Source organism: Cupriavidus sp. KB_39 (assembly GCF_052114485.1).
Lineage (GTDB): Bacteria > Pseudomonadota > Gammaproteobacteria > Burkholderiales > Burkholderiaceae > Cupriavidus.
Genome location: NZ_JBFREV010000008.1, coordinates 23,935 through 45,591, shown reverse-complemented (window position 1 = coordinate 45,591; position 21,657 = coordinate 23,935). Strand labels below are relative to the sequence as shown.

Here is a 21,657-nt window from a genome sequence, read left to right as displayed (position 1 = left end):
GCGGGTCCCTGGCGGCGGGGCCGCGTCCAGGATCGAAATATGAAGTGGGGGGATTTTGCGCTTGCATCCCGCCCAATGCAAAGGCGCGGAATGCCTGTTCTGCCTTGCAGTATGTCGCGCCGAGCCCCCGCAACCTTTGTAGCGAATCAGGCACCTTTCGCGGAGGCGCCTGCTGCAAAAGGCGCTTCAGCGCATCGCGCGGCGGATTCCGGTAGCATCCGGCTCGCTGTGGATCGGGCACTGCGGATGCGGGGAGCCGAGCCTTTGTATCGGCATGTATCCGGGCTGTCCGCCGATACATCCGCATACCCATCCATGCATTCATCACACGGGGGCGATACATGGGCGCGATTCAATGCATGCATGGCAGACGGCAGCCACGCAACGCCGCCGCCTGTGTCCCATCACCCATTGAAAGGATCGACATGTTGACTCGCACGCTTGCATCGCTGGCCGTCGCGGCCCTCGCTTTCTCGGCCGGTTCGGCCGCCTACGCAGCAGAGAAGGCCCCCACCTCGGTCGTGATCGTGCACGGCGCGTTTGCCGATGGCTCCGACTGGGCCAAGGTCATTCCGCTGCTGCAGGCCAAGGGTGTCAGGGTGCAGGCCGTGCAGAACGGGCTCAACTCGCTGGCGGACGACGTGGCGGCCACGCGCCGCGCCATCAACAACCAACCCGGCAAAGTCGTGCTGGTCGGCCATTCGTGGGGCGGTACGGTGATTACCGAGGCGGGCGCCGTCGACAAGGTGTCCGCGCTCGTCTACGTGGCCGCCTTCGCACCGGATGCGGGCCAGTCCACGGAGGAAGCGGGCAAGGCTCACCCGCCCGCGCCGGGTATCGGCAAGATCGTCGCCGATGCGGAGGGCTACCTCTCGCTGCCGCCCGAGGCGCTGGCCAGCGATTTCGCGCAGGACGTGCCGGCCGCCCAGGCGCGCGTCATGGCCGCCACGCAGGGCCCGATCCAGGCGAAGGCGTTTGGCGAGAAGACCACCGTCGCCGCATGGACCACGCGGCCCTCCTGGTACATCGTCAGCCAGAACGACCGGATGATCCCGCCCGCGCTCGAACGTGAAATGGCCAAGAAGATCGGCGCGAAGGTGACGACGCTGCCGACCAGCCACGTGCCGCAGCAGTCCCGGCCGGCCGATGTGGCGAAGGTCATTCTCGACGCCGTGCAGACGGTGCAGAAGCAGTAAGACAGGTTGCAGTAAGGCAGGCGGCAGGGCAGTCCGCTGCGCAGGCATTCCCAAACCATGCGAGGAACGACACATGAAAATCGCGGTGATTGGCGCAGGTGCGGTGGGCTGCTTCTATGGCGGGATGCTGGCGCGGGCCGGTCAGGATGTGGTGCTGATTGGCAGGCCGCGGCATGTCGATGCCATCCGGGCGCGTGGCCTGCGATTCGAATCCAGGCTGTTCGATGAACAGGTGACCATCGCGGCAAGCGCCAACGCGGCGTCCGTGGAGGACGCCGATATCGTGCTGGTCTGCGTGAAATCCGTCGACACCGAGCAGGTTGCCGACGAGATCCGCAGCCACTTGAAGCGCGAAGCGCTGGTCGTGTCCCTGCAGAATGGCATCGACAACGCAGGGCAGTTGGAGCAGGTGCTGGCACGCCCAGTGATACCCGCCGCCGTCTACGTCGCCAGCGAGATGGCCGGCGATGGGCACCTCCGGCATCACGGCCGGGGTGACCTGGTGATCGGGCAGGAGCAGGGCAGCGAGCTGGTGGCGCGCCTGTTCCACGACGCCGGCGTGCCCACAGTGGTCTCGGCCAATGTGGCGCGCGCACTCTGGGAGAAGCTGATCCTGAACTGCGCCTACAACGCGCTGTCCGCGATCGTCAACCTGCCCTACGGCGAGATTCGCGGCGTGGCGTCCGCCGAGGAAGCGATGCGCAACCTCATCGCGGAGTGTCTTGCGGTAGCGCACGCCGAAGGCGTCGACATCGACCTCGATGCGGATGGCCAGCTTGAACGGATTCGCCGCACCATCCCTCTTGGCCAGTACTCGTCGATGGCGCAGGACTTCGCCCGGGGCCGCGCCAGCGAGATCGCGGCCCTGAACGGCGCCATCGTCCGGCGCGGCAACGCGCGGGGCGTGCCGACACCGGTCAACCAGATCATCGTGGCATTGGTGGAACTGCTGGAAAGCCAGCACCCCCAGAAGTGACAAACGCGGACAGCGCCTGACGGCCTGTCCGCGTTCGCGTTTACTCCTCCTGGAATGCCTCCTCGCGCTTGGCCTTGATCGCGGGCAGCGCCACGACTGCCACCAGCGCCGCGGCCGCTATCAACAGCCCGAGCGACAACGGACGCGTCGTGAACACCGTGTAGTCGCCGCGCGACAGCAGCAAGGTGCGCCGGAAATTCTCCTCCATCATCGGCCCGAGCACAAAGCCGAGCAGCAGCGGCGCCGGCTCGCACTTCAGCTTATGGAACACATAGCCGATGAGGCCGCAAGCCGCTGCGGCGAAGACATCGAACACCGTGTTGTTGACCGAGTACACGCCGATGCTGCAGAACACGAGGATGGCCGGATAAAGGAAACGATACGGCACCGTCAGGAGCTTGACCCAGACGCCGATCAGCGGCAGGTTCAGCACCACCAGCATCAGGTTGCCGATCCACATGGAAGCAATCAGGCCCCAGAACAGCGCCGGGTTGCTGGTCATCACCTGCGGGCCGGGCTGGATGTTGTGGATCGTCATCGCGCCCACCATCAGCGCCATCACGGCGTTGGGCGGAATACCCAGCGTCAGCAGCGGGATGAAGGACGTCTGCGCCGCAGCGTTGTTAGCCGATTCCGGACCCGCCACGCCTTCGATCGCGCCCTTGCCGAACTCATGGGCGTACTTCGATGTCTTCTTCTCCAGCGAGTACGCCGCAAACGAGGCCAGCGAAGCACCGCCGCCCGGCAGGATGCCCAGCGCCGAGCCCAGCAGGGTGCCGCGCAACACCGCCGGGATCATGCGCCGGAAATCCTCCCTGCTCGGGAAGAGTCCGGTGACGCGGTCCGTGAAGGTCTCGCGGTGTTCCTTCTGCTCCAGGTTGGCGATAATCTCGGCAAAGCCGAACAGTCCCATCGCCAGCGCGGTGATGCTGATGCCATCGGTCAGCTCGGGCACATCGAACGAAAACCGCGCGGCGCCGGAGTTCACGTCGGTGCCCACGAGGCCGAGCAGCAGGCCAAGGACGATCATGGCCACTGCCTTGACGAGCGAGCCCGATGCCAATACCACCGCACCGATCAAACCGAGCACCATCAGCGAGAAGTACTCCGCCGGCCCGAACTTGAACGCCAGCTCGGAGAGCGGCGTGGCAAACGCGGCCAGGATCAGCGTGGCGACGCTGCCCGCGAAGAACGAACCCAGCCCGGCGGTGGCCAGCGCCACGCCGGCACGGCCGCGGCGCGCCATCTGGTAGCCGTCCAGCGTGGTCACCACGGCGGACGACTCGCCCGGCAGGTTGACCAGGATGGCCGTGGTGGAACCGCCGTACTGCGCGCCGTAGTAGATGCCGGCCAGCATGATCAGCGCGGCCACCGGGGGGAGCGTGTACGTGATGGGCAACAGCATGGCGATGGTCGCCAGCGGCCCCAGACCCGGCAGCACGCCGATCAGCGTGCCCAGCACGCAGCCCAGGAAGGCATAGGCCACGTTCTGTAGCGAGAGCGCCGTGGAAAAGCCGAGCGCGAGATGACTGAGCAACTCCATTCCATGGCTCCTAGTTGGTCAGGAACGCCGGCCACACCGGCATCTGCAGGTTGATGCCGTAGACGAATGCCACGGTACTGATCACCACGAGCACCACGGCATTGAGCGCGGCACCCTTCCACGTGAATTCATGGCTGGCCATCGACGAGACGAGCACCAGCGCCAGCACCGACAGCACCATGCCGAGCGGCTTCAGCAGCAGGCCGAACAGGACCACGGAGCCCAGGATCCACAGCAGCGTCTTGATGTCCCAGCGCGCCATGCGATCCGCTTCACCTTCGCGGGACATGGACCCGGCCGCCACCACGGCGCCGAGCAAGGCCAGCACGATGCCGAGCCAGAACGGGAAGTAGCCCGGCCCCATCTTGGCGGCTGTGCCCATGGAGTAGCCACGGGCAACGAAGGAAAAGCTGAGTCCGACGATGACGAACATCAGCCCGGAAAGTAGGTCTGTCTGCCTGCGTATGCGCATGCGAGGTCTCCTTGGGGGCGCGCGGATCGGACGACGCGCAACGCGCCGACACAACCGACTCTGTTTTTGGAGTTCCGAAAGATACATCATGTTGTGATGTATTTTGGTGAAGACAAGGGTTATTCCCTAGAAATCCGTGGGGCCGGTTCCTGCGGTGGTGCCCGGGGCGCCACAATGAAAAAAGCCCGGCAGCCTGATGGGCTGCCGGGCTTTTGGCCGGGCTTTTGGGGGGGTGGCCGCATGGGGCGGCCAAGTCTGTCAGTCCGCCGTCGCCCCCGACCGCTTCACCACCGTCGACCACTTGCGGATCTCGCTGTCCACGAACTTGCCGGTCTCGGCCGGGGTCATCGGCATCGGCTCGGAGCCGCGGTCGGTGATGAATTTGCGCAGTTCTGGCGATTGCAGCGCTTTCACCGTCTCCGTGTTGAGCTGGTTGACGATGGCCGGCGGCGTGGCTGCCGGCGCCATCATCACCGCCCAGCCCAGCGCCTCGAAGCCCGCCACGCCTTCTTCTCGCACGGTCGGCACCTGCTGCAGCTGGGGCACGCGTTTCGCCGTGGTCACGGCCAGCGGCACGGCCTTGCCGGACTGGATCAGCGGCATGGCGGCGGTCACGGAATCGACCATCAGCGGGATCTGGTTGCCSAGGAAATCCGCCTGCGCCGGGCCGCTGCCTTTGTAGGGAATATGCACGATGAACACGCCGGTCTGCGCCTTGAGCATCTCGGCGGACAGGTGCTGCGTGCCGCCGATGCCGGCGCTGGCATAGCTGTACTTGCCCGGGGCCGCCTTGGCCTTGGCGATCAGTTCATGCAAGGACTGGAAGCCCGACTGCGGCGTGGCCAGGAAGACCAGCGGCACCGARAACACCCCGGAGATCGGCGCGAAATCCTGGCGCGGATCGTAGTTGATCTTCTTGTAGAGCGTCTGGTTGATGGCCATCGCACTGCCGCCCATGACCAGCGTGTAGCCATCGGCCGGGGCTTTCGCGGCCACTTCCATGCCGATATTGCCGCCGGCGCCGGCGCGGTTTTCCACCACGATGGACTGGCCGAGCTGCTTGCCGAGCTTCTCGGCCAGGGCACGCGCGAAGATGTCGGTGGCCTGTCCGGGCGGGAAGGGCACGATCAGCTTGATGGGACGGTCCGGGTAGGCGGCGTGGGCGGTGCTGGCGATGCTGAGCAGCAAGGCGAGAAGGGTAGTGTGCGGGGTAGTGCGCGACGGCTTCAACGGAATCTCCTCAAATGATGGGCAATGACGTGACGTCTCTCGGTGGCGTCTACGGGCGAGATTCTACGCTCCCGTGCCCGCTCCGTGCCCGCTACCAGTCGACCCAATTTCGGGAAGCCACTGCCCGGGACGATTAGAATGCCGCTCCAACCGTCCACATCGTTGTATCCGAACACATGGCAGTCACGCATAGCAGAAAACAGGCCACGCTGATCGGGCTGCTCGCGATCCTCCTCTGGAGTTCGATCGTTGGCCTGATCCGGGGCGTCAGCCAGAGCTTTGGCGCCACCGGCGGGGCGGCGCTGATCTACACGGTGGCCTCGGCCCTGCTCTGGCTGTCCGTCGGCGCCGTCAAAATCCGGACGCTGCCGCGCGCCTACCTGATCTGGGGCAGCCTGCTGTTCGTGTCCTACGAGCTGTGCCTGTCGCTGTCCATCGGCTACGCCAACAGCGGCAGGCAGGCCATCGAGGTCGGCATGGTCAACTACCTTTGGCCAAGCTTCACGATGCTGGCCGCCATCGTCTTCAACCGGCAGCGCGCCAACTGGCTGATCGTACCGGGCTTCCTGATGGCGATCCTGGGGATTGCATGGGTGCTCGGCGGCGAGCAGGGCTGGGATCTGGGCGAGATGGCGCGCAACGTGCAGGACAATCCGCTCAGCTACGGCCTGGCGTTCGTCGGCGCCGTGATCTGGGCCGGCTATTGCACGGTGACCAGCCGCATCGCGCAAGGCAAGAACGCCATCACGCTGTTCTTCATGCTCACGGCGCTCGCCCTGTGGGGCAAGTACCTGTTCACCCATGGGGAGACGATGGTGTTCAGCTATGCCGGCCTGATCTACCTGGCGCTGGCGGCCTGCGCGATGGGCTTCGGCTATGCGGCGTGGAACGTCGGCATCCTGCATGGCAACGTGACTGTGCTGGCCGGCGCCTCGTACTTYATTCCGGTGCTCTCKGCGGCGCTGGCKGCSGYGCTGTTGCAGACGCCGCTGTCCCTCGCGTTCTGGAAGGGCGCGTCGATGGTCTGTGGCGGGTCCATCCTCTGTTGGCTGGCCACGCGACGCGTGGRCCAGCCTAAGTAGCCCCGACAGCGCCCTTACTCCAGCACAATCCCCCGCGCCTTCACCAGCGCGCCCCACTTGGCCACTTCGCTGTCGATGAATCCGGCAAAGTCGGCGCTGGTGCCGGGCGCCGGCTGCAGCCCGAGCGCCAGCAGCCGCTTGGTGACCTCCGGGTCGCCCAGCGCCTGCGTCGCATCCCGGTTCACCTGCTGGACGATGGCCGCCGGCGTGCGCGCCGGGGCGACGATTCCGAACCAGCCGTGCCCCACCACGCCGGSCACGCCCTGCTCGGCGAATGTCGGCGCATCCCGATAGACCGGCGTGCSGGCCTCCGCCGCCACGGCAATCACGCGCAGCTTGCCGGCCTGGATGAACGGCAGTGCCGTGGTGATCGCGGTGAGGGTGGCATCGACGCGGCCGGCCAGCAGTTCCGTGTAGGCGGTGGCGTCGCCCCGATAGTGCACGTTCAACGCCTTGAACCTGGCCTGCTGCGCGAACAGTTCCGCCGTCAGGTGCGGKCCGGAGCCGATGCCGGGCGAGGCGAACGTCACGCCATCGGGCTTCTTCTGGGCCAGTTTCACGAAGTCCGCCACCGTCTTGACGGGCGAGCTGGCGTTGACGATCAGGAAGATCGGCCCGAGCACACGCGGCCCCACGGCGACGAAGTCCTTGTGGATGTCGAACCGCTGCGACAGCCCCGCGCCCGTGTTGATCGCGAACGGCGCGGCGGCCCAGAGCAGGGTGTAGCCGTCAGGCGCGGCATGGGCCACCGTCTCGCTGGCCAGCCGCGTGCCGGCGCCGGGCTTGTTCTCCACGACCACCTGCTGGCCATACTTGCGGCTCAACGCCTCGGCCAGCACGCGCGCCGAGGTGTCGTTGGACCCGCCGGCCCCGTAGGGCGAAATCAGCCGCACCGGCTTGGCGGGGTAGGTCTCCCCGAACGCAGCGGGCGCCACGCCCGCCAGGGCCATGGCGCCGAGCAGGCGGCGGCGCGTCAGTTGTCGTGGCGTCACGCGGCACCTCCCGTGCGCTGGATGACCGGATACCGGTAGGTCTTGTCGAGGTGGGCGGCCTGCGGCACGTAGAGCCGCAGCGCCACGTAGAACGGCCCCGGCGGTGCCGGCAGCCAGTTGCCGTGCCGCGCCGGATCGGCCGGCGGCTGCGCGGAGAGCCACAGCGTGAGGCCCCCATCGGCACCGCGCTGGAGCGATGCCGAACGGTCCCCGAGCGAATAGCGGCCGATCGCGTTCGGCACCAGCATGCAGTCCTGTTTGTCGTACATCGTCAGCGACCAGAAGGCGCCGACCTGCGGCGGATTGTCGGCGGGGAAGTCGAGCCGGTATCCGTGCCGGCCGTCGAGCGGCTCGCCATCGCCGCTGCGGTCCGCAATCACGTACATCGCCTCCTGCACGCCCAATGCGCCGATATAGTTGCGCGCCACGTGCGCACGCTGTGCGAAGTTGTCGCCATACGAGTCGCGGACTTCGACCGACATCGCCCAGCCGCCGCCCATGTCCGAAGACTGGGGCACGGCCAGCGCCTCAAGCACGTTGTGCAGCGCCGCGCCCAGCCCATCGCGCTGGCTGGCATTGGGCACGACATCCGGACCGAGGCCGACGCTGGCGAAGCTTGCCACCAGCCCCGCCTCGGCAGCCGGGGGAGGATTCTCGCGCAGCGCCCGCGCGACGACTTCGGCGAAGCGTTGCGGATCCCCGAGCTGCTCGGCCGRATGCATGCCGGTATCGAACGGCTGCGCGGCGTCGGCGCCATCGAGCGTGGTCAGGTGSATGGCGTCCTGCAGCGCGTGCACCACCGGCAGGTCCGCATCGCCATCCACCAACAGGCGGCCGATCATCCAGACGCCATCGGTCGGGCAGGGCACGGCCTGCATGTCCGCCGGCACCTCGCCACGCCACGACGGCCCGTGCAGCAGGAAGCGTCCCGCCGCCGTGCCCGTGGTGCGGCTGCCGATATAGCCGAACGGGTTCGTGTAGAAGTCGAGCAGGCCAAGCACGTAGTAGCGCCCGTTGAAGTCCGGCACATGCAGCACAACGGGCCCCTGCGAGAGATCGAGCCACGCGTTGGTGTAGAGCGTGTCGTTGTTCGGCGTGACGACTTGCCGGTGCTGCGGGCCCAGCAGCTCGCGCGTGTGGATCACGTGGTTGATCCAGCGCAGCGTGGATTCGGGGCCGTCGCCAGCGAACTTGCCGGCGCGGTTGCGTCGCGGACACGTGGCCGCACGCATGCGCGCCATCTCGTACAGCGGCAGCGTGTAGATCACGGCATCGCGCGCCAGCGCGGGTGTGCCGGTTACCTCTTGGGGCATGGTGTCTCCTGTCTTGTTCTGATGGACTGCTCAGCCGGCGCGGCGCACGGCGGGAATCGTGTACTGGCCTTCCATGAATGCCTGAGCCGGATGATAGAGCCGCAGGATCAGGTAGAACGGGCCTGCCGGCGCCGGCAGCCAGTTGTCATCCTGCGTGGGCCGCGCGTGGCCCACCGGTATCACCAGCGTGCCATCGGCCTCCATGCGCAGGCCCGGCGTGCGGTCGCCCACGGCATAGCGGCCGATGGCGTTGGCAGTGAAGAAACGGTCCTCGCCATAGAGGGACACCGACCAGAACGCATCGGCCGGCGGCAGCATGCCCGGCGCAAAGCGCAGCTCGTAGGCGTTGCGGCCATCGAGCCGCTCGCCATCGGCGTCGAAGTCTGCCATGGCATAGACCGCTTCGTCCGCGCGCAGCGCGCCCAGCCCCTTCATGGCCGTGCAGGCGCGCAACAGCCAGTCGTCGCCATAGGTGCCGAGCCGCATGCTGTAGCCCCAGGCCTTGTGGCCCTGGCTGCGCGTGTGTGCCTCGATGATGGCCAGGCCCTGCTGGTAGGCGCTGCGCAGGCCGGCGACGACCGACGCCCGCAGCGAGGCGAAGTCGACATCCTCCCCGAGCCGCAGCCCCGCCTTGCGCAGCAGCGTGAACAGTCCCTGTTCGGCCGGCGCGGGCGGGAAATCGCCCATCGCGCGGTACAGGTTCTGGAAGAAGTCGATGGCCGCGTCGCCGCTGTCCTGCCATTGCTGAACGCTTGCGGGGCGCGCCGGCCCCGCGCTGCGCAGGATCTCGAAGCCCTGTTCGAACGCATAGGCGCGCGGGAGGTCGTCGGGGCCCTGCACCAGCRCGCGGCCGATCAGCCAGACCARCGAGGTCGGCGCGTGTACGACCTGCGCGTGCGCGCCCGAAGGCTGCTGTCCGGGCCCGAGCAGTTGCACGTCCGCACCGGTGAGCGGCACGTTGCGCGGCCCGAGGTTCGTGAAGTTGTTGGTGTGGGCGTCGAGCAGTTCGATGACGTAGTAGCGGTCGGCATCRGGGAGCGGCGGCACGCGCAGCGTGACGGGACCATCGGCCAGATTCAGCCAGCCGCAGAAGTAGAGCAGGTCATTGGCGGGCGTCACGATGTCGCGGTCTTCGTGCGTCCACAGCCGCGCGCTGGCGGAGAGCGTGTTCATCGGCGCGCGGCCATAGCGCGTGGGCGCATCGACGGAAGTTTGCAGGCGGCAGGTGCGCAGCGTTTCGATCAGCGGATAGCCGTAGATCACGAGCGGCAGCGCGGCGGCGGCGACCAGGGCCTCCTGCGGGCTGGCATGGACGGGCGCGGCGAAGACGGGCGGTGCGGGATGGTTCATGTCGTTGGGCAAGGGGGAATGGAGTCAGCCGGGTTGGCGGAGCGTGATGACGGCGTCGGCGGCGCAGAGGCCATCGGCGCCGACGATGAATGGGTTGATCTCCAGCGTATCGAGCCGGTCCCCGAGGGCGGCAGCGGCGCGGGAGACCTTGACGAGCACCTCCGCCACCGCGTCGAGATCGAGGGGCGGGTGGCCCCGATGCCCGGTGCAGAGCGCCTCCGCCCGGCTCTGTGCGAGCATGGCGCGCGCGCGGGCGCGGCTCAGCGGGGCGAGTCCGAACGCCATCTGCCGGAAAATCTCGACGGCCGTGCCGCCGATGCCGGCCAGTGCGACGAGGCCGAACACGGGATCGCGCCGCACGCCGACCATGATCTCGCCCCAGCCGCGCACCATGCGGGCGATGATGGCGCCTTCGAAGTGCGCGGGCTGGCCATCGGSATCGCGCGACTGCAGCACGGCGGCTTGCACGCGCGCGAAGGCGTCGCGCACGGCGGCTGCGTCCTTGAGGTTGAGCACCACGCCGCCAATGTCGCTCTTGTGCAGGATGGTGCGCGAGCACAGCTTCACGGCCACCGGATAGCCGAGCGATTCCSCGATGCGCACGGCTTCGTCGGCGTCCTGCGCCACGCCATGCGCGGCCACCGGTACGCCGGCTTCGGCCAGCCACGCCATCGCTTCGGCTTCTGACAGCGCGGTAGCGTCATCGGGGAAATCGGGCGGGGCGATGGCAGCGGGCTTCGAGCTGTCCTCAGCCGGGACGCCAGCCAACGCTTCCATTGCCGCCGCCTTTGCGAGCGTAGCCACCGCTTCCATCGTGTGAGCCGGTTCGCGGAACACCAAACATCCACGGGATTCGAGCCAGGCGCGCTTCTCGTCGTCCATCACGCCCGATACCAGCAGCGGGGCGGACTCCGCTTCCGTGGCCAGCGTGGCCACGGTCTGCTGCAACTCGGTCCACAGGCGGGGCGCGTTGGCGCCGCCGGCCAGGAACGCCGCCACGCTGCCGTACTCGCCGCAACGCGCCACGCCGGCCAGCGCATCGAGAAAGATCTTCGGCTGCGACACGACCTGTCCGGTCACGTCGATCGGATTGGCGGTACTGGCGAACGGAATCGCGGTGCGCAACGCGTGGGCGGCTGCGTCGGGCATGGGCGGCAGCGGTAGCCCCAGCGACTCGGCGCTGTCCGCCATCATGATGCCGACGCCACCGGAGACCGTGACGATGGCCACCGGCGCCACGGCATCGGCCGGCAAGCCGCCGCGCGCGTGCCAGCGCGCAGGCCGGCGCCCACGCGCCAGCGTGTAGCCGAGGCGGAAGAACGCTTCCAGCGTTGGCGCGCGGTGCACGCCGTATTCGTCGAACACGGCCTGATAGACCGCATCCTCTCCCGCCAGACTGGCGGTGTGAGATTGCGCGGCGCTGGCGCCGGCAGCTGTGGTGCCGACCTTGGTCATCACCACCGGCTTGCCGGCGTCACGCGCGGCTGCCAGCGCGCGGCGCAGCCGTGCGCCGTCGCGGGCGCCTTCCATATAGGTCAGGATCACCCGGGTGTCGGGGTCGTGCGCCAGCCATTCGATCACATCGGCTACCTGCACGCCGGCTTCGTTGCCGGTGGTGACCCAGTGGCTCAGGCCAAGCCCGGCCTCGCGCGCCAGCGCAAACGCATACGCGCCGAACGCGCCGCTCTGGCTGACCAGACCGACTTCGCCCACGGGCGGCACGCCGGTCAGCGGGATGGGCGAGAACGTGGCGAACATGCGCGCGCGCAGGTTCATCGCCCCGAGGCAGTTGGGGCCGAGCAGTTGCACGCCGTGCGCCCGGGCGTTCGCCGCCAGCGTTTCTTGCAGCGCCGCGCCGCCGGCGACTTCCGCGAAGCCGGAGGTGAACACCACGGCAGCGCGGGTGCCGGCGCGGCCAAGCTGCGTCATCACGTCCGCCGCGCTGGCGGCGGGCACGGCCACGATGGCGAGGTCCACCGGCTCGCCGATGGCGTCGATGGTGGGATAGGCGCGCAGCCCCTGCACCGTGTCCGCGCCGGGATTCACCGGATAGACGCGGCCGGCATAGCCGAGTTCGCCGAGCAGGCGGATGGGCATGCCGCCCACCTTCTCGGGTTGTGTGGAGGCGCCGATGACCGCAATCGAGCGTGGACGCAGCAAGGGTTCCAGATCCAGCATGTTGTCTCCGTATGGCGCGGCGTGGGGCACCGCTTTTGCAGAAATATAGACCGATCGCCGGCGTTCCGATACCGGCCCGCCGACGTGCCTGCCGCTGGCGTCAGAAGCGGTGCCGCAGGCCCACGCTGATCGAGCGCGCGTCATCGCCGCTGCCCGGATCGATCGCGATGCTGTTGTTGGAGACGCTGCCGCCCGGGCTGTTGTGGACGTAGACCGCGCGCAGGTAGGCGGTGGTGCGCTTGCTCAGGTCGTGGTCCCAGCCGATGGTCATCGACCATGGCCGCTCRCCGCCGCCGAGCACCTGCCGCTTGAGCGCGGCGGCCTTGAAGGTGTCGCTCGCGGTGACGTTCCAGTTGAACGTGACGCCATAGTGGCGTGCCACGCGKGTATTGGGCAGGCGGCTGTTGGCGGTGCTGAACAGCACGCCGACTTCCACCGGCTTGAAGCGGTAGGAGCCGCCGACGAAGTGGTTGGACGTCAGCGCCGTCTCCACCTGCGGCGTGGCCGCGCCGGTGTACATCCCCTGATAGCTGTAGAACGCGTAGGCGTTGCCGGCCTCATAGGCCACGTTCATGCCGAAGTTCGTGCCGGAGCGCGGGGCGCCGGGTACTTCCCCCGGCGCCACCGCGGCGCCGAACGAGAACCCGCCCCAGGTGGGCGAGAAGTACTGCACGGCATTGTCGAAGCGCGCGCCATAGGCCACCTGGCCCGTGCCCTGCGACGCCGTGGCGCTGAGCAGGTTGAACGGCGACACCATGCCGTTGAGCAGGAACGGGTCCAGCCGCAGCAGCGCGTAGAACGATGGCGTGTACTGGCGGCCCAGCCGGAACTCGCCCCACGTCTCGTTGGACAGTCCCATCCACGACTGGCGGCCGAACAGGCGGCCATTGCCGAAGAACTCGACGCCGGTGTCGATATTGAAGCCCGATTCGACCAGGAAGTTGGCCTTGGTGCCGCCGCCCAGATCCTCGATGCCGCGCAGGCCCCAGCGCGACGCGGCCTGCTGGCCCTCGCGCATGCGCACCACGCTCTCCGACCCCTTGGCGTACTCGATCGAYGCATCGACCACACCGAACAACTGCACGGTCACCGCAGATGCGCTGCCGCATCCCACGGCCAGCCCCATGCCGATGGCACGTTGCACGCTTCGCCAGCGGCTCGACTTCTCTCTCATTGCTGTCTCCCGTTCTTTGTTTTGGATGTTGTGCTTTGACGTTCGGTTACTGAGGCGTTACGCCGGACACCTTCACCACCTCGCCCCAAGCCCCAAGGTCGGCGCGCACCAGCTCACCGAGTTCGCCGGGCGTGGAGGGCTTGCCCGGCTTCAGGTACATCGCGGCAAAGCGCTGCTGTTCCTCGGGCGACTGGAGGATGCGGTTCACCTCGGCATTGAGCCGATTGACGATCGGCGCCGGCAGGTTCTTCGGGCCGAACAGCGCTAGCCAGCTGGCCTGATTGAAGGGCGTGCCCTGTTCGCCCATGGTGGGCACGTCCGGCGTGGTCAGCCCCCGCTCCGGGCCGGAGGCGGCCACGGCCCGGATGCGGCCCGATTTCAGGTGCGGCACGGCAGAGAGCGAATCGGTGAAGGCAATCGTCACGTGCCCGGCCGCCAGGTCGTTGGTGCACTGGACGGCGCTCTTGTAGGGCACGTGCCGGAGGCGCATGCCGGTCTTGGCCTTCAGGTACTCCATGGTGAGGTGGCCGCCCGAGCCCACGCCCCAGGAGCAGTACGCCAGCTCCGTGGGGCTGGCCTTGACGTAGGCGATCAGCTCCTTGAGGTTGTGCACGGGCAGGGTGGACGTGACGACGAGCAGGTTGCCCCCGGGGGCGCTGGGCCGGGCGATCGGCGTGAAGTCCTTGAGCGGATCGTAGGGCAGGTTGGCCGTGATCCACGGGTTCACGGTCAGCGTGGCCGAGTAGGTGAAGAGCAGCGTGTAGCCGTCGGGCTCGGCGCGGGAAACCATCTCGCTGGCGATGATGCCGTTGGCGCCCGGGCGGTTATCCACCACCACCGGCTTCTTCAGCGCAATCGACAGTCGCTCGGCCACGAGACGTGCGGTCTGGTCCGTCACACTGCCGGCCGCAGACGGCAGGATCATGCGAATGGGCCGATTGGGGTAGGGCGCCGTTTCGGCATGGCCCAGCGCGGGGCCCAGGCCGGACAACGTGGCGAGCGTGGCGAACGTTGAGGCAAGGGTCGGTAACACCCCGCGCGTGCCAGTGTGCTGGCTTTTCATCATGCTGTCTCCGTCGCGGCGCATTGGCCGCGCAAGCCGGTACGTTGCCGGCATGTCGTGGTTGGGCCCACATGCAGTGGGCCCGGGTGAATGCCGCTCAGGCGGATGCCGGGGCGGCGGATTCGAGTGCGTCCAGCCGGGCGAGGTGCCAGTCGGCATCGCCGAACAGGTTTGCGTGCGCGGCCAGCCGCTTGTAGCAGTGGCCGACCTCCATCTCGTCGGTCATGCCCACAGCGCCATGGAGTTGCACCGCGTCTTCGCCGAGCGCGCGCCCGGCCGTGGAAACGAACGCCTTCGCGCAGGACACCGCGCGCATGCGCGTGGCGTCATCGGCCTGCAAGGTGGCGGCGGCGGCTTCCGTGATGGCGCGGGCCTGCTCGATGCTGACGAACAGGTCGACCAGCCGGTGCCGGATCACCTGATTGGCGCTGAGCGGGCGGCCGAACTGCTGGCGCGTCATCACGTACTCCCGTGTCAGGGCGAAGGCCCGCGTCATCGCGCCCACCGCTTCGGCGCAGGCCATGACGGTGGCGCGGTCGATGGCGGCCTGCACCATCGGCCAGGCCGCGCCGACCGGGCCGATGCGCGTGTCGTCCGCCACCAGCACGCGTCGCAGCGTCCCGGTGGCGGTCTGGCGGCCGTCGTAGGTGGGTAACGCCTGCACGCTGACGCCGCGCGCGCTGGCCGGCACCGCGAACAGGGTCAGCCCCTGGCGGTCGCGGCGTGTGCCTTCGGTACGGGCCAGGACCAGCAGCACATCGGCACATCCGCCCCCGAGCACGAGCGTCTTGCTGCCGTCGAGCACCCACTGCGCCGCGCCGCGCGGTTCGGCCTGCGTGGTGACGTCGAAGGCGTCGTGGCGGCCCTGCACCTCGAAGGCGGCCAGCGCGGCGAAGCTCTCCCCGGCGGCGATGGCCTCGGCCATGGCGAGATGCGCCGCGCTGCCGGCGTTCGCCAGCAGCGGCGCGCACAGGGCGACGTTGGCCAGCCACGGCTCGGCCGGCATGGCCTGCCCCAGCGCCTCGGCCAGCAGGGCCTGATCCATGTCGTCACCGAGTCCGCCRCAGGCTTCSGGCAGGCCGAGCGCCAGCCAGCCCATCTCGGCGAAGGTGCGCCAATGCTTGCGCGAGAATCCATCGGGCTCTGCCAGCGCGGCCCGGCGCTGGGCGAAGTCATAGCCGCGCGCCACAAAGCGCTCCACGCTTTCCTGCAGCATGCGGCGCTCTTCGATGCGCGCGTCGTCGCGGTCTTCCATGCTTGAGTGTCCTGTCATGTCGTGTGGAGGTGCCGTCCCTCAGAGTCCGAGTACCTGCTTGGCGAGCAATTCGTGCTGAATCTCGCTCGATCCGCCGGCGATGGTGTAGCCACGCGTCACGAAGCGGCGCGCCGAGGCGGCGGGCGCGTACTGCGAGCGATCSGSCTGCGTGGCGGGCGGYTCGAAGTGCGCGGCGCGGTCATAGGCCAGCGTGTCCGGGCCGAGCGCATCCACCGCAAGGTTCTCGATGTCCTGGATCAGCCGGCTGCCGATCAGCTTGAGCATGCCGGTCTCCGGGCCGAGTGCGCCGCCGGCCCGTTCGAGCCGCCGGAAGCGCAGCACCGTGGCGGCCAGCGTTTCCAGCCGCACTTCGAGTTCCCGCAGCCGCCGCGCGAACCACGGGCGGCGCATCAGCGGTTCGCCGGCTTCCTCCACCTCGGCGCCAATCGCCCGCACCTTGGCCAGCCGCCGGCGATTCTCGGCCACGCGGGCGAGGTTCAGCCGCTCATGTTCCAGCAGGGACTTGGCGATCGACCAGCCCGCGTTCTCCTCGCCGACGCGCATGTCCACCGGCACTTCCACGTCATCGAGAAACACCTGATTGAACAGGTGCCAGCCGTGAATGCCGATCAGCGGCCGTACGCTGACGCCGGGGCTGCGCATGTCGATCAGCAGGAAGCTGATGCCCTGCTGGGCGCGCGCCTCGGTGTCGGTGCGCACGAGGCAGAACATCCAGTCCGCGTACTGGGCGTAGGACGTCCAGATCTTGCTGCCGTTGACCACGTAGACCTCGGTGCCGTCCGGGCGCGTGCGGCGCACCGCGCGGGTGCCCAGCGAGGCGAGATCCGAGCCGGCATTCGGCTCCGAGTAGCCCTGGCACCACCAGTGTTCGAGATTGAGGATGCGCGGCAGGAARTGCTGCTGCTGCGCGGSCGTGCCGTAGCGGATCAGGATWGGGCCGATCATTTCGATCGAGATRCCRCCSGTCTCCGGCGCGTGGGCCAGCACCAGCTCTTCCTGCAGCACGGCGCGCTGCGCGGCGCTCCAGTCRGCCCCTTGCCAGGCTTGGGGCCAGTGGGGCGCGAGCCAGCCGCGCGCGGCCAGCCGGCGCTGCCAGTCGATCATCTCGTCCTTGCTGACTTCCAGCCCGAGGCGCACTTTCTCGCGCACGGGCGGCGGCAGGGCTTCYGCCACGAAGGCGCGGACCTCGTGACGCAGTGCTTCGAACTCAGCCATGAGGGGTCTCCTTGTCGGCGCAGGCATCGAACCATTCGGCYGGCGGTCGGCGCGTGCTGGCGGCGCGCAGGCTGCCCTTGATGGCGGCCACCGCTTCGGCGGGGAAGCCGGCAATCGTGGTGGCCAAGGTCTGGGCGCGAGCGACGACGTCCGCGTCGGCAATGACTTCCGTCGCGATGCCCAGCCGCAGCAGGTCGCTGGCCGGCACGCGCTCGCCCAGCAGGCACAGCCGGGCCGCCACGGCCTCGCTGTGCCGCAGGGCCAGCCACGCGATATTGCGCGGCGCATTCATGCCGATGCGCACCTCCGCGATCTGCAGGAATGCGCGCTCCCCGCAGACGAGCAGATCGCCAGCCAGCGCCAGCGCGGCGCCGCCGTTCACCGCGTGCCGTTCGAGCGCCACGATCCACGCCTTGCGGCTGCGCATCAGGCCGCCATGCACGYGGTCCCAGCGTGCTGCGAAGCCGTTCATGCCGGCCGGATGGGCCTGCAACGCTTTCAAGTCGAGGCCGGAGCAGAACGCGCCATTGGCGCCGCGCAGCACCACCGCCCGCAAGCCGGGCTCGCGTTCGAGCGTTTCGATGGCCTCGCCGAGCGCTTCGGCGGTGGCCATGTCGATGGCGTTGCGGGTTTCCGGCCGGTTCAGCGTGATCTCGGCCCAGCCCTCGTGCCGGTCGATCAGGATGGGGGTGTCGGCTGTCATGCGCTGGCCTCCGTGGTGTCGAGCGATTCAATGGCGATGGCGCGTGCCTGCGCCATCGTGCGGATCGCGACGTCGTCATAGCCGAGTTCGCGCAGCACCGCTGCGGTGTGCTCGCCCAGCCGCGGCACGGCGGGCGTGGCGGCGGGAGGCAGGCTGGCCATCGTGAAGGGCAGGCCCGGGAGGGCGATCTCGCCCCCAAGGCCGTCGCCGACGCGCATCAGCAGGCCGCTCGCCAGCACATCGGCGCTGCGTTCCACCTGCTGGTAGTCGCGCACCACGCCCACCACCACCTGATGGCGTTCCAGCAGCGCGCGCGCTTGTTCACCGGTGTAGCCGCGCAGGGCGGCGTGCAGCACGTCCAGCAGGGCAGGGCGGTTTTTCACCCGCAGCGGGTTGCTCGCGAAACGCGGATCCTGGGCCAGCGCGGGTTGTCCGATGGCATCGCACAGCCGCGCCCAGTGTTCGTCGAGATAGGCCGACAGCACGATATGGCCATCGGCCACGGCGATAACATCCGCCGCCGGCGCCGCCTTCGGCTGGCTGTTGCCGCTGCGCACCGGCAGGGCGCCCGAGCACTGGTATTCGGACCAGAGTTGCGCCTGGAGCTGGATGCCCACGGTCAGCAGCGAGGTCTCGATGGTTTCGCCCTGGCCGGTGCGCAGGCGCCGGAACAGCGCGGCGAGGATGGCGTTCGAGGTGGCGAGCGCCGTGGCGGCGTCGATCAGGGCGAAGCCGGCCTTCAGGGGCTGGCCGCCCGCTTCGCCTGTCACCGACATCATGCCGCTTTCGGCTTGGGCCGCGATGTCGAGCCCGGGCCGCAGGCGCGACGGACCGCGCGTGCCAAAGCCGGTGACGGAGGCATGGATCAGCGCCGGTTTCGCGGTGCGCAGCGTGGCGGCGTCGAGGCCSATCGATTCCATCGTCCCCGGCCGCGCGTTGYGAAGCACCACGTCGCAAGACAAGGCGAGCCGGCGGGCGGCTTCCGCGCCCGCCGGCTGGCGCAGGTCCAGCGCCATGCCGCGCTTGCCACGGTTGTAGGCCAGGAACATCGGGCTTTGCGAGCTGGTACCGTCGAAGCGCCGCGCGCTGTCTCCGCGCAGCGGTTCCACCTTGATCACATCGGCGCCCAGGTCGGCCAGCATCATCGCGGCGCCGGGGGCGGCAATGAACTGGCCGAACTCGGCCACGCGGATGCCTGCCAGGGGCAGGTCTTCTGGAATTGCCATCGATCTCTCGTTTCATGACGATGCGGGGCATCGATGGAAGGGGATGATGGGCCACGCATTGCAATGCCAATAGCCTCCGCAACACGCGGTGTGTGAACCCACGGTTAGCACCTCGGGTTATCACTGATGCCCGCAAATCCCGCTATGCTCGCGGAGCAGGGCGTTATCACACGGTCTTTCGGGAGGAGGCGAGTCATGCGTCTGAGCCAATTGCAGGATTTCATTGCCGTGGCGGAAAGCGGCAGCATTCGCGCYGGCGCCAAGGTGCGCGACGTGTCGGCGCCGGCCATCACCAAGAGCATCCGGCAGCTCGAGGAAGAGCTGCACGTGCCACTTCTGACGCGCACCACGCGCGGCGTGGTGCTGTCCCGCTTTGGCGATGCGTTCCTGCGCCGGGCGCGCCTGATCGCCACCGAGGCGCGCAAGGCCACGGACGAGATGACCCAGATGCTGGGCACGCGCAACGGCACGGTGCGCATCGGCGCCACGGGCGGGCCGGCCAACCTGCTGCTGCCGGCGGTGCTGAAGCGCTTCCGCACCCAGCATCCGGACGTGCAGGTCTGCATCGACAGCGGCGTTTATCCCGAGCATCTGGCCGACCTGCGCGCCGGCGTGATGGACATGGCGGTGAGCCCGATTCCCGATGAAGGCATCGAACGCGAATTTGTCTGCGAGACGCTGTACCACAACGATTCGGTGGTGGTGGCGCATCAGGAGCATCCGCTGCGCCATGCGCGGACGTTGCGCGAGCTGGTCAATTCCGACTGGGTGCTGACCGGTCGGCGCATGCAGGGCCCGGGCGCGGCGATCCTGGACGCCTTCCGCGCGCTCGACCTGCCGCTGCCCCGCGTGGCGGTGCGCTGCGACACCATCGGCATGATCCAGACGCTGCTGCAGGACCGCTCGCTGCTGTGCCTGCTGCCGCGCCAACTGGTGCCGGGGCGCCTGGCCACGGCTGGTCTGGTGGCGTTGCCGATCGAAGACCCGCTGCCGAGCCATGCGGTCAGCCTGATCTACCGCGCCGATTCGCCGATGACGCCGGTGGCGGAGCAGTTCGCCACCCTGCTGCGCCGCGAGGTGCATTACATGAGCAAGATGCMGGACAGCCCGCTGCGGCGACAGGTGCCGCACCCGGCACCTGCGGCCCGCGCCACCCCGGCCCCGATCGCCCCGATCGCCCCGATCGCCCCGATGGCGGCTGGCTAGCGCAGCCACCGCGCGCCGGGAACTCCCTGCGCCACGCAGGTGATAACCGGCGGTTCACAGCGAAAATTTCCGATCCATCGCCAGGGCGCCCCGGCGCTGGCGCCGCAGGCTGCGCGCCGTGCCGGCCGGGGACTTTCCCCACTGACGATAGTGCGCCGTCTGCGCGTGAATATCCCTTCGCCAAACTGGAAGGGATGCCATGAACGAGATCGAGGATCGTCCGGCCGCACTGATCACCGGCAAGGGGATCGACCGCATTGCCGAGGGTGTCTGGCTGCTGCATGGACAGGGCCAGACCTTCGTCGCTGACGTCGGCGACGGCCTGCTGGTGGTGGACAGCGGCCCCGGCGGGTCCGTGACGGCCGRCATGATCGAGGCGCTGCGCACGCAGACCGAACTGCCGGTGATCGCGCTCTGCTACAGCCACGGCCACCTCGGCTACAACGCCGGCGTGCAGCAGTGGATCGACCATGCCGCGCAGCGCGGCGAACCGGCCCCGCGTGTGCTGGCCCATGTGAACGTGCTGGCGCGCCAGAGCCGCTACCGCGAAACGCAGCGGCTGCAGGAGCGCATGGCCGAGATCCAGTTCCGGCATCGCGCCGGGGCACTCGCTGGCAAGCTGCGGCATACCACGCCGTCCGAGACGTTCCGGGACGGCATGACCGTGGGCCATGGCGAACAGCGCGCGGAGATTCTTTGGGCACCCTCCGAGACCGACGACGCCGTGGCGGTCTGGCTGCCCGGCCGGCGGCTGCTCTATGGCGGCCCGGCCATCATCGATTCCATTCCCAATATCGGCACCCCGTTCCGCACCATGCGCGACACCGTGCGCTGGGCCGAGACGCTGGAGCGGCTGGCCGGCCTGCGCCCGCAGACCGTGGTGCGCGAGTTCGGCGCCACGCTGGAAGGGGAGGACATCTGCCAGCACGTGCTGCTGCACACGGCGCGGGCCTTGCGCTGGATGCGCCAGGAAGTCGTCCGCCTGATGAACGCCGGCTGCAACGAGCGGGAGATGCTGGCCGCGCTGCGGCCGCCGCCGGACCTGTTCGAGCAGCCGTGGATGCGGCCGACCTACGGCGACCCGAGCTATATCGCCCGCGATATCTATCGCTCCGAAAATGGCTGGTGGGACCGCAACGCCACCACGCTGCATCCAGCCCCGCCGCAGCAGGTGGCCAGCGAGATCGCGGCGGCCATCGACAACCATGGCGCGGTGGTRCGSCATGCCCAGGCSCTGGCCGCGCRTGGCGACCTGCAACTGGCGCTGCATGTGATCGACCTGCTGGCGCAGGYGCCCGGCGATGCGCCGCACGTGGTCGAGGCGCGCCAGCTCAAGGCGGAATGGCTGCGCGCACGGGCCAAACAGGTGCAGAGCTAYGTGTCGCGCAGCCTGTACGTGGCTGCGGCCACGGTGCTGGAGGCGGGCGCGACGGCTGTGGATGACAACTTCGGCATGCATTGA

General features: G+C 68.7%; 18 protein-coding genes. 5 read left to right on the top strand and 13 right to left on the bottom strand.

The genetic code is table 11. From position 1 onward, the window contains the following. The first annotated feature begins 425 nt into the window (after positions 1–425). Together AB4Z27_RS08480 and AB4Z27_RS08475 are read left to right on the top strand one after the other, a co-directional pair. Positions 426–1,196 (top strand): alpha/beta fold hydrolase, encoded by a 771-nt coding sequence (locus AB4Z27_RS08480; protein ID WP_092297328.1) that lies wholly within the window; start codon positions 426–428, stop codon positions 1,194–1,196. A gap of 73 nt (positions 1,197–1,269) precedes the next feature. Continuing rightward, the gene (locus tag AB4Z27_RS08475; RefSeq protein WP_441592927.1) at positions 1,270–2,172 is read left to right on the top strand and encodes a ketopantoate reductase family protein; all 903 of its coding nucleotides are present in this window, start codon (positions 1,270–1,272) and stop codon (positions 2,170–2,172) included. 40 nt (positions 2,173–2,212) lie between these two features. Here the strand turns inward: AB4Z27_RS08475 and AB4Z27_RS08470 are convergent, their stop codons facing one another. The 3 genes from AB4Z27_RS08470 to AB4Z27_RS08460 form a co-directional block, all read right to left on the bottom strand. Next, positions 2,213–3,715, bottom strand: coding sequence for a tripartite tricarboxylate transporter permease (locus AB4Z27_RS08470; protein ID WP_092297334.1), 1,503 nt, complete (start codon positions 3,713–3,715; stop codon positions 2,213–2,215). 10 nt (positions 3,716–3,725) lie between these two features. Beyond that, positions 3,726–4,187, bottom strand: a complete 462-nt coding sequence (locus AB4Z27_RS08465) for a tripartite tricarboxylate transporter TctB family protein (protein WP_092297337.1) — start codon at positions 4,185–4,187, stop codon at positions 3,726–3,728. Between the two features lie 258 nt (positions 4,188–4,445). Then, positions 4,446–5,417: a Bug family tripartite tricarboxylate transporter substrate binding protein gene (locus tag AB4Z27_RS08460; protein WP_441644242.1), complete on the bottom strand. Its 972-nt coding sequence runs from the start codon at positions 5,415–5,417 to the stop codon at positions 4,446–4,448. A 176-nt stretch (positions 5,418–5,593) separates the two neighbouring features. On the opposite strand from AB4Z27_RS08460, the gene yddG reads away from it, so the two are divergent. Then, the gene (gene yddG / locus AB4Z27_RS08455) at positions 5,594–6,499 is read left to right on the top strand and encodes an aromatic amino acid DMT transporter YddG (protein ID WP_441644241.1); all 906 of its coding nucleotides are present in this window, start codon (positions 5,594–5,596) and stop codon (positions 6,497–6,499) included. 14 nt (positions 6,500–6,513) lie between these two features. On the opposite strand, the gene AB4Z27_RS08450 is transcribed toward yddG, so the two are convergent. The 10 genes from AB4Z27_RS08450 to AB4Z27_RS08405 all read right to left on the bottom strand — a co-directional run bounded on the left by AB4Z27_RS08450 (position 6,514) and on the right by AB4Z27_RS08405 (position 18,989). Further along, entirely contained in the window at positions 6,514–7,491 is a 978-nt protein-coding gene (locus AB4Z27_RS08450; protein ID WP_441644240.1) for a Bug family tripartite tricarboxylate transporter substrate binding protein, read from the bottom strand. Next, positions 7,488–8,804 (bottom strand): DUF1254 domain-containing protein, encoded by a 1,317-nt coding sequence (locus tag AB4Z27_RS08445; protein WP_441644239.1) that lies wholly within the window; start codon positions 8,802–8,804, stop codon positions 7,488–7,490. The genes AB4Z27_RS08450 and AB4Z27_RS08445 overlap by 4 nt, the downstream gene beginning before the upstream one ends. 30 nt (positions 8,805–8,834) lie before the next feature. After that, a complete protein-coding gene (locus tag AB4Z27_RS08440) occupies positions 8,835–10,154 on the bottom strand; it encodes a DUF1254 domain-containing protein (RefSeq protein WP_441644238.1) in 1,320 nt (439 codons plus the stop codon). Positions 10,155–10,178: 24 nt separating this feature from the next. Beyond that, positions 10,179–12,332 carry an acetate--CoA ligase family protein gene (locus AB4Z27_RS08435; protein ID WP_441644237.1) on the bottom strand — a complete coding sequence of 718 codons (2,154 nt, stop codon included), beginning with the start codon at positions 12,330–12,332 and terminating at the stop codon, positions 10,179–10,181. A 100-nt stretch (positions 12,333–12,432) separates the two neighbouring features. Then, the gene (locus tag AB4Z27_RS08430; protein ID WP_441592933.1) at positions 12,433–13,506 is read right to left on the bottom strand and encodes a porin; all 1,074 of its coding nucleotides are present in this window, start codon (positions 13,504–13,506) and stop codon (positions 12,433–12,435) included. 46 nt (positions 13,507–13,552) lie between these two features. After that, complete coding sequence (locus AB4Z27_RS08425) at positions 13,553–14,569, bottom strand: Bug family tripartite tricarboxylate transporter substrate binding protein (RefSeq protein ID WP_441592948.1); 1,017 nt, start codon at positions 14,567–14,569, stop codon at positions 13,553–13,555. Positions 14,570–14,666: 97 nt separating this feature from the next. Beyond that, positions 14,667–15,824 carry an acyl-CoA dehydrogenase family protein gene (locus AB4Z27_RS08420; RefSeq protein WP_255370895.1) on the bottom strand — a complete coding sequence of 386 codons (1,158 nt, stop codon included), beginning with the start codon at positions 15,822–15,824 and terminating at the stop codon, positions 14,667–14,669. Between the two features lie 39 nt (positions 15,825–15,863). Further along, entirely contained in the window at positions 15,864–17,060 is a 1,197-nt protein-coding gene (locus tag AB4Z27_RS08415; protein WP_441644236.1) for an acyl-CoA dehydrogenase family protein, read from the bottom strand. Next, the gene (locus AB4Z27_RS08410; RefSeq protein WP_441644235.1) at positions 17,053–17,763 is read right to left on the bottom strand and encodes an enoyl-CoA hydratase/isomerase family protein; all 711 of its coding nucleotides are present in this window, start codon (positions 17,761–17,763) and stop codon (positions 17,053–17,055) included. The genes AB4Z27_RS08415 and AB4Z27_RS08410 overlap by 8 nt, the downstream gene beginning before the upstream one ends. After that, positions 17,760–18,989: a CaiB/BaiF CoA transferase family protein gene (locus AB4Z27_RS08405; protein WP_441644234.1), complete on the bottom strand. Its 1,230-nt coding sequence runs from the start codon at positions 18,987–18,989 to the stop codon at positions 17,760–17,762. Before AB4Z27_RS08405 ends, AB4Z27_RS08410 begins: the two co-directional genes overlap by 4 nt. A 195-nt stretch (positions 18,990–19,184) precedes the next feature. Between AB4Z27_RS08405 and AB4Z27_RS08400 the strand changes: the two genes are divergently transcribed. Both AB4Z27_RS08400 and AB4Z27_RS08395 read left to right on the top strand, forming a co-directional pair. Next, entirely contained in the window at positions 19,185–20,195 is a 1,011-nt protein-coding gene (locus AB4Z27_RS08400) for a LysR family transcriptional regulator (protein ID WP_441644233.1), read from the top strand. A 199-nt stretch (positions 20,196–20,394) separates the two neighbouring features. Then, positions 20,395–21,657 (top strand): alkyl sulfatase dimerization domain-containing protein, encoded by a 1,263-nt coding sequence (locus AB4Z27_RS08395; RefSeq protein WP_441644232.1) that lies wholly within the window; start codon positions 20,395–20,397, stop codon positions 21,655–21,657.

What these genes read in the sequence shown, in the direction of transcription:
- AB4Z27_RS08480 (WP_092297328.1), top strand. Translation starts at nt 426, where the DNA reads ATGTTGACTCGCACGCTTGCATCGCTGGCCGTCGCGGCCCTCGCTTTC.
- AB4Z27_RS08475 (WP_441592927.1), top strand. Translation starts at nt 1,270, where the DNA reads ATGAAAATCGCGGTGATTGGCGCAGGTGCGGTGGGCTGCTTCTATGGC.
- AB4Z27_RS08470 (WP_092297334.1), bottom strand. Translation starts at nt 3,715, where the DNA reads ATGGAGTTGCTCAGTCATCTCGCGCTCGGCTTTTCCACGGCGCTCTCG.
- AB4Z27_RS08465 (WP_092297337.1), bottom strand. Translation starts at nt 4,187, where the DNA reads ATGCGCATACGCAGGCAGACAGACCTACTTTCCGGGCTGATGTTCGTC.
- AB4Z27_RS08425 (WP_441592948.1), bottom strand. Translation starts at nt 14,569, where the DNA reads ATGAAAAGCCAGCACACTGGCACGCGCGGGGTGTTACCGACCCTTGCC.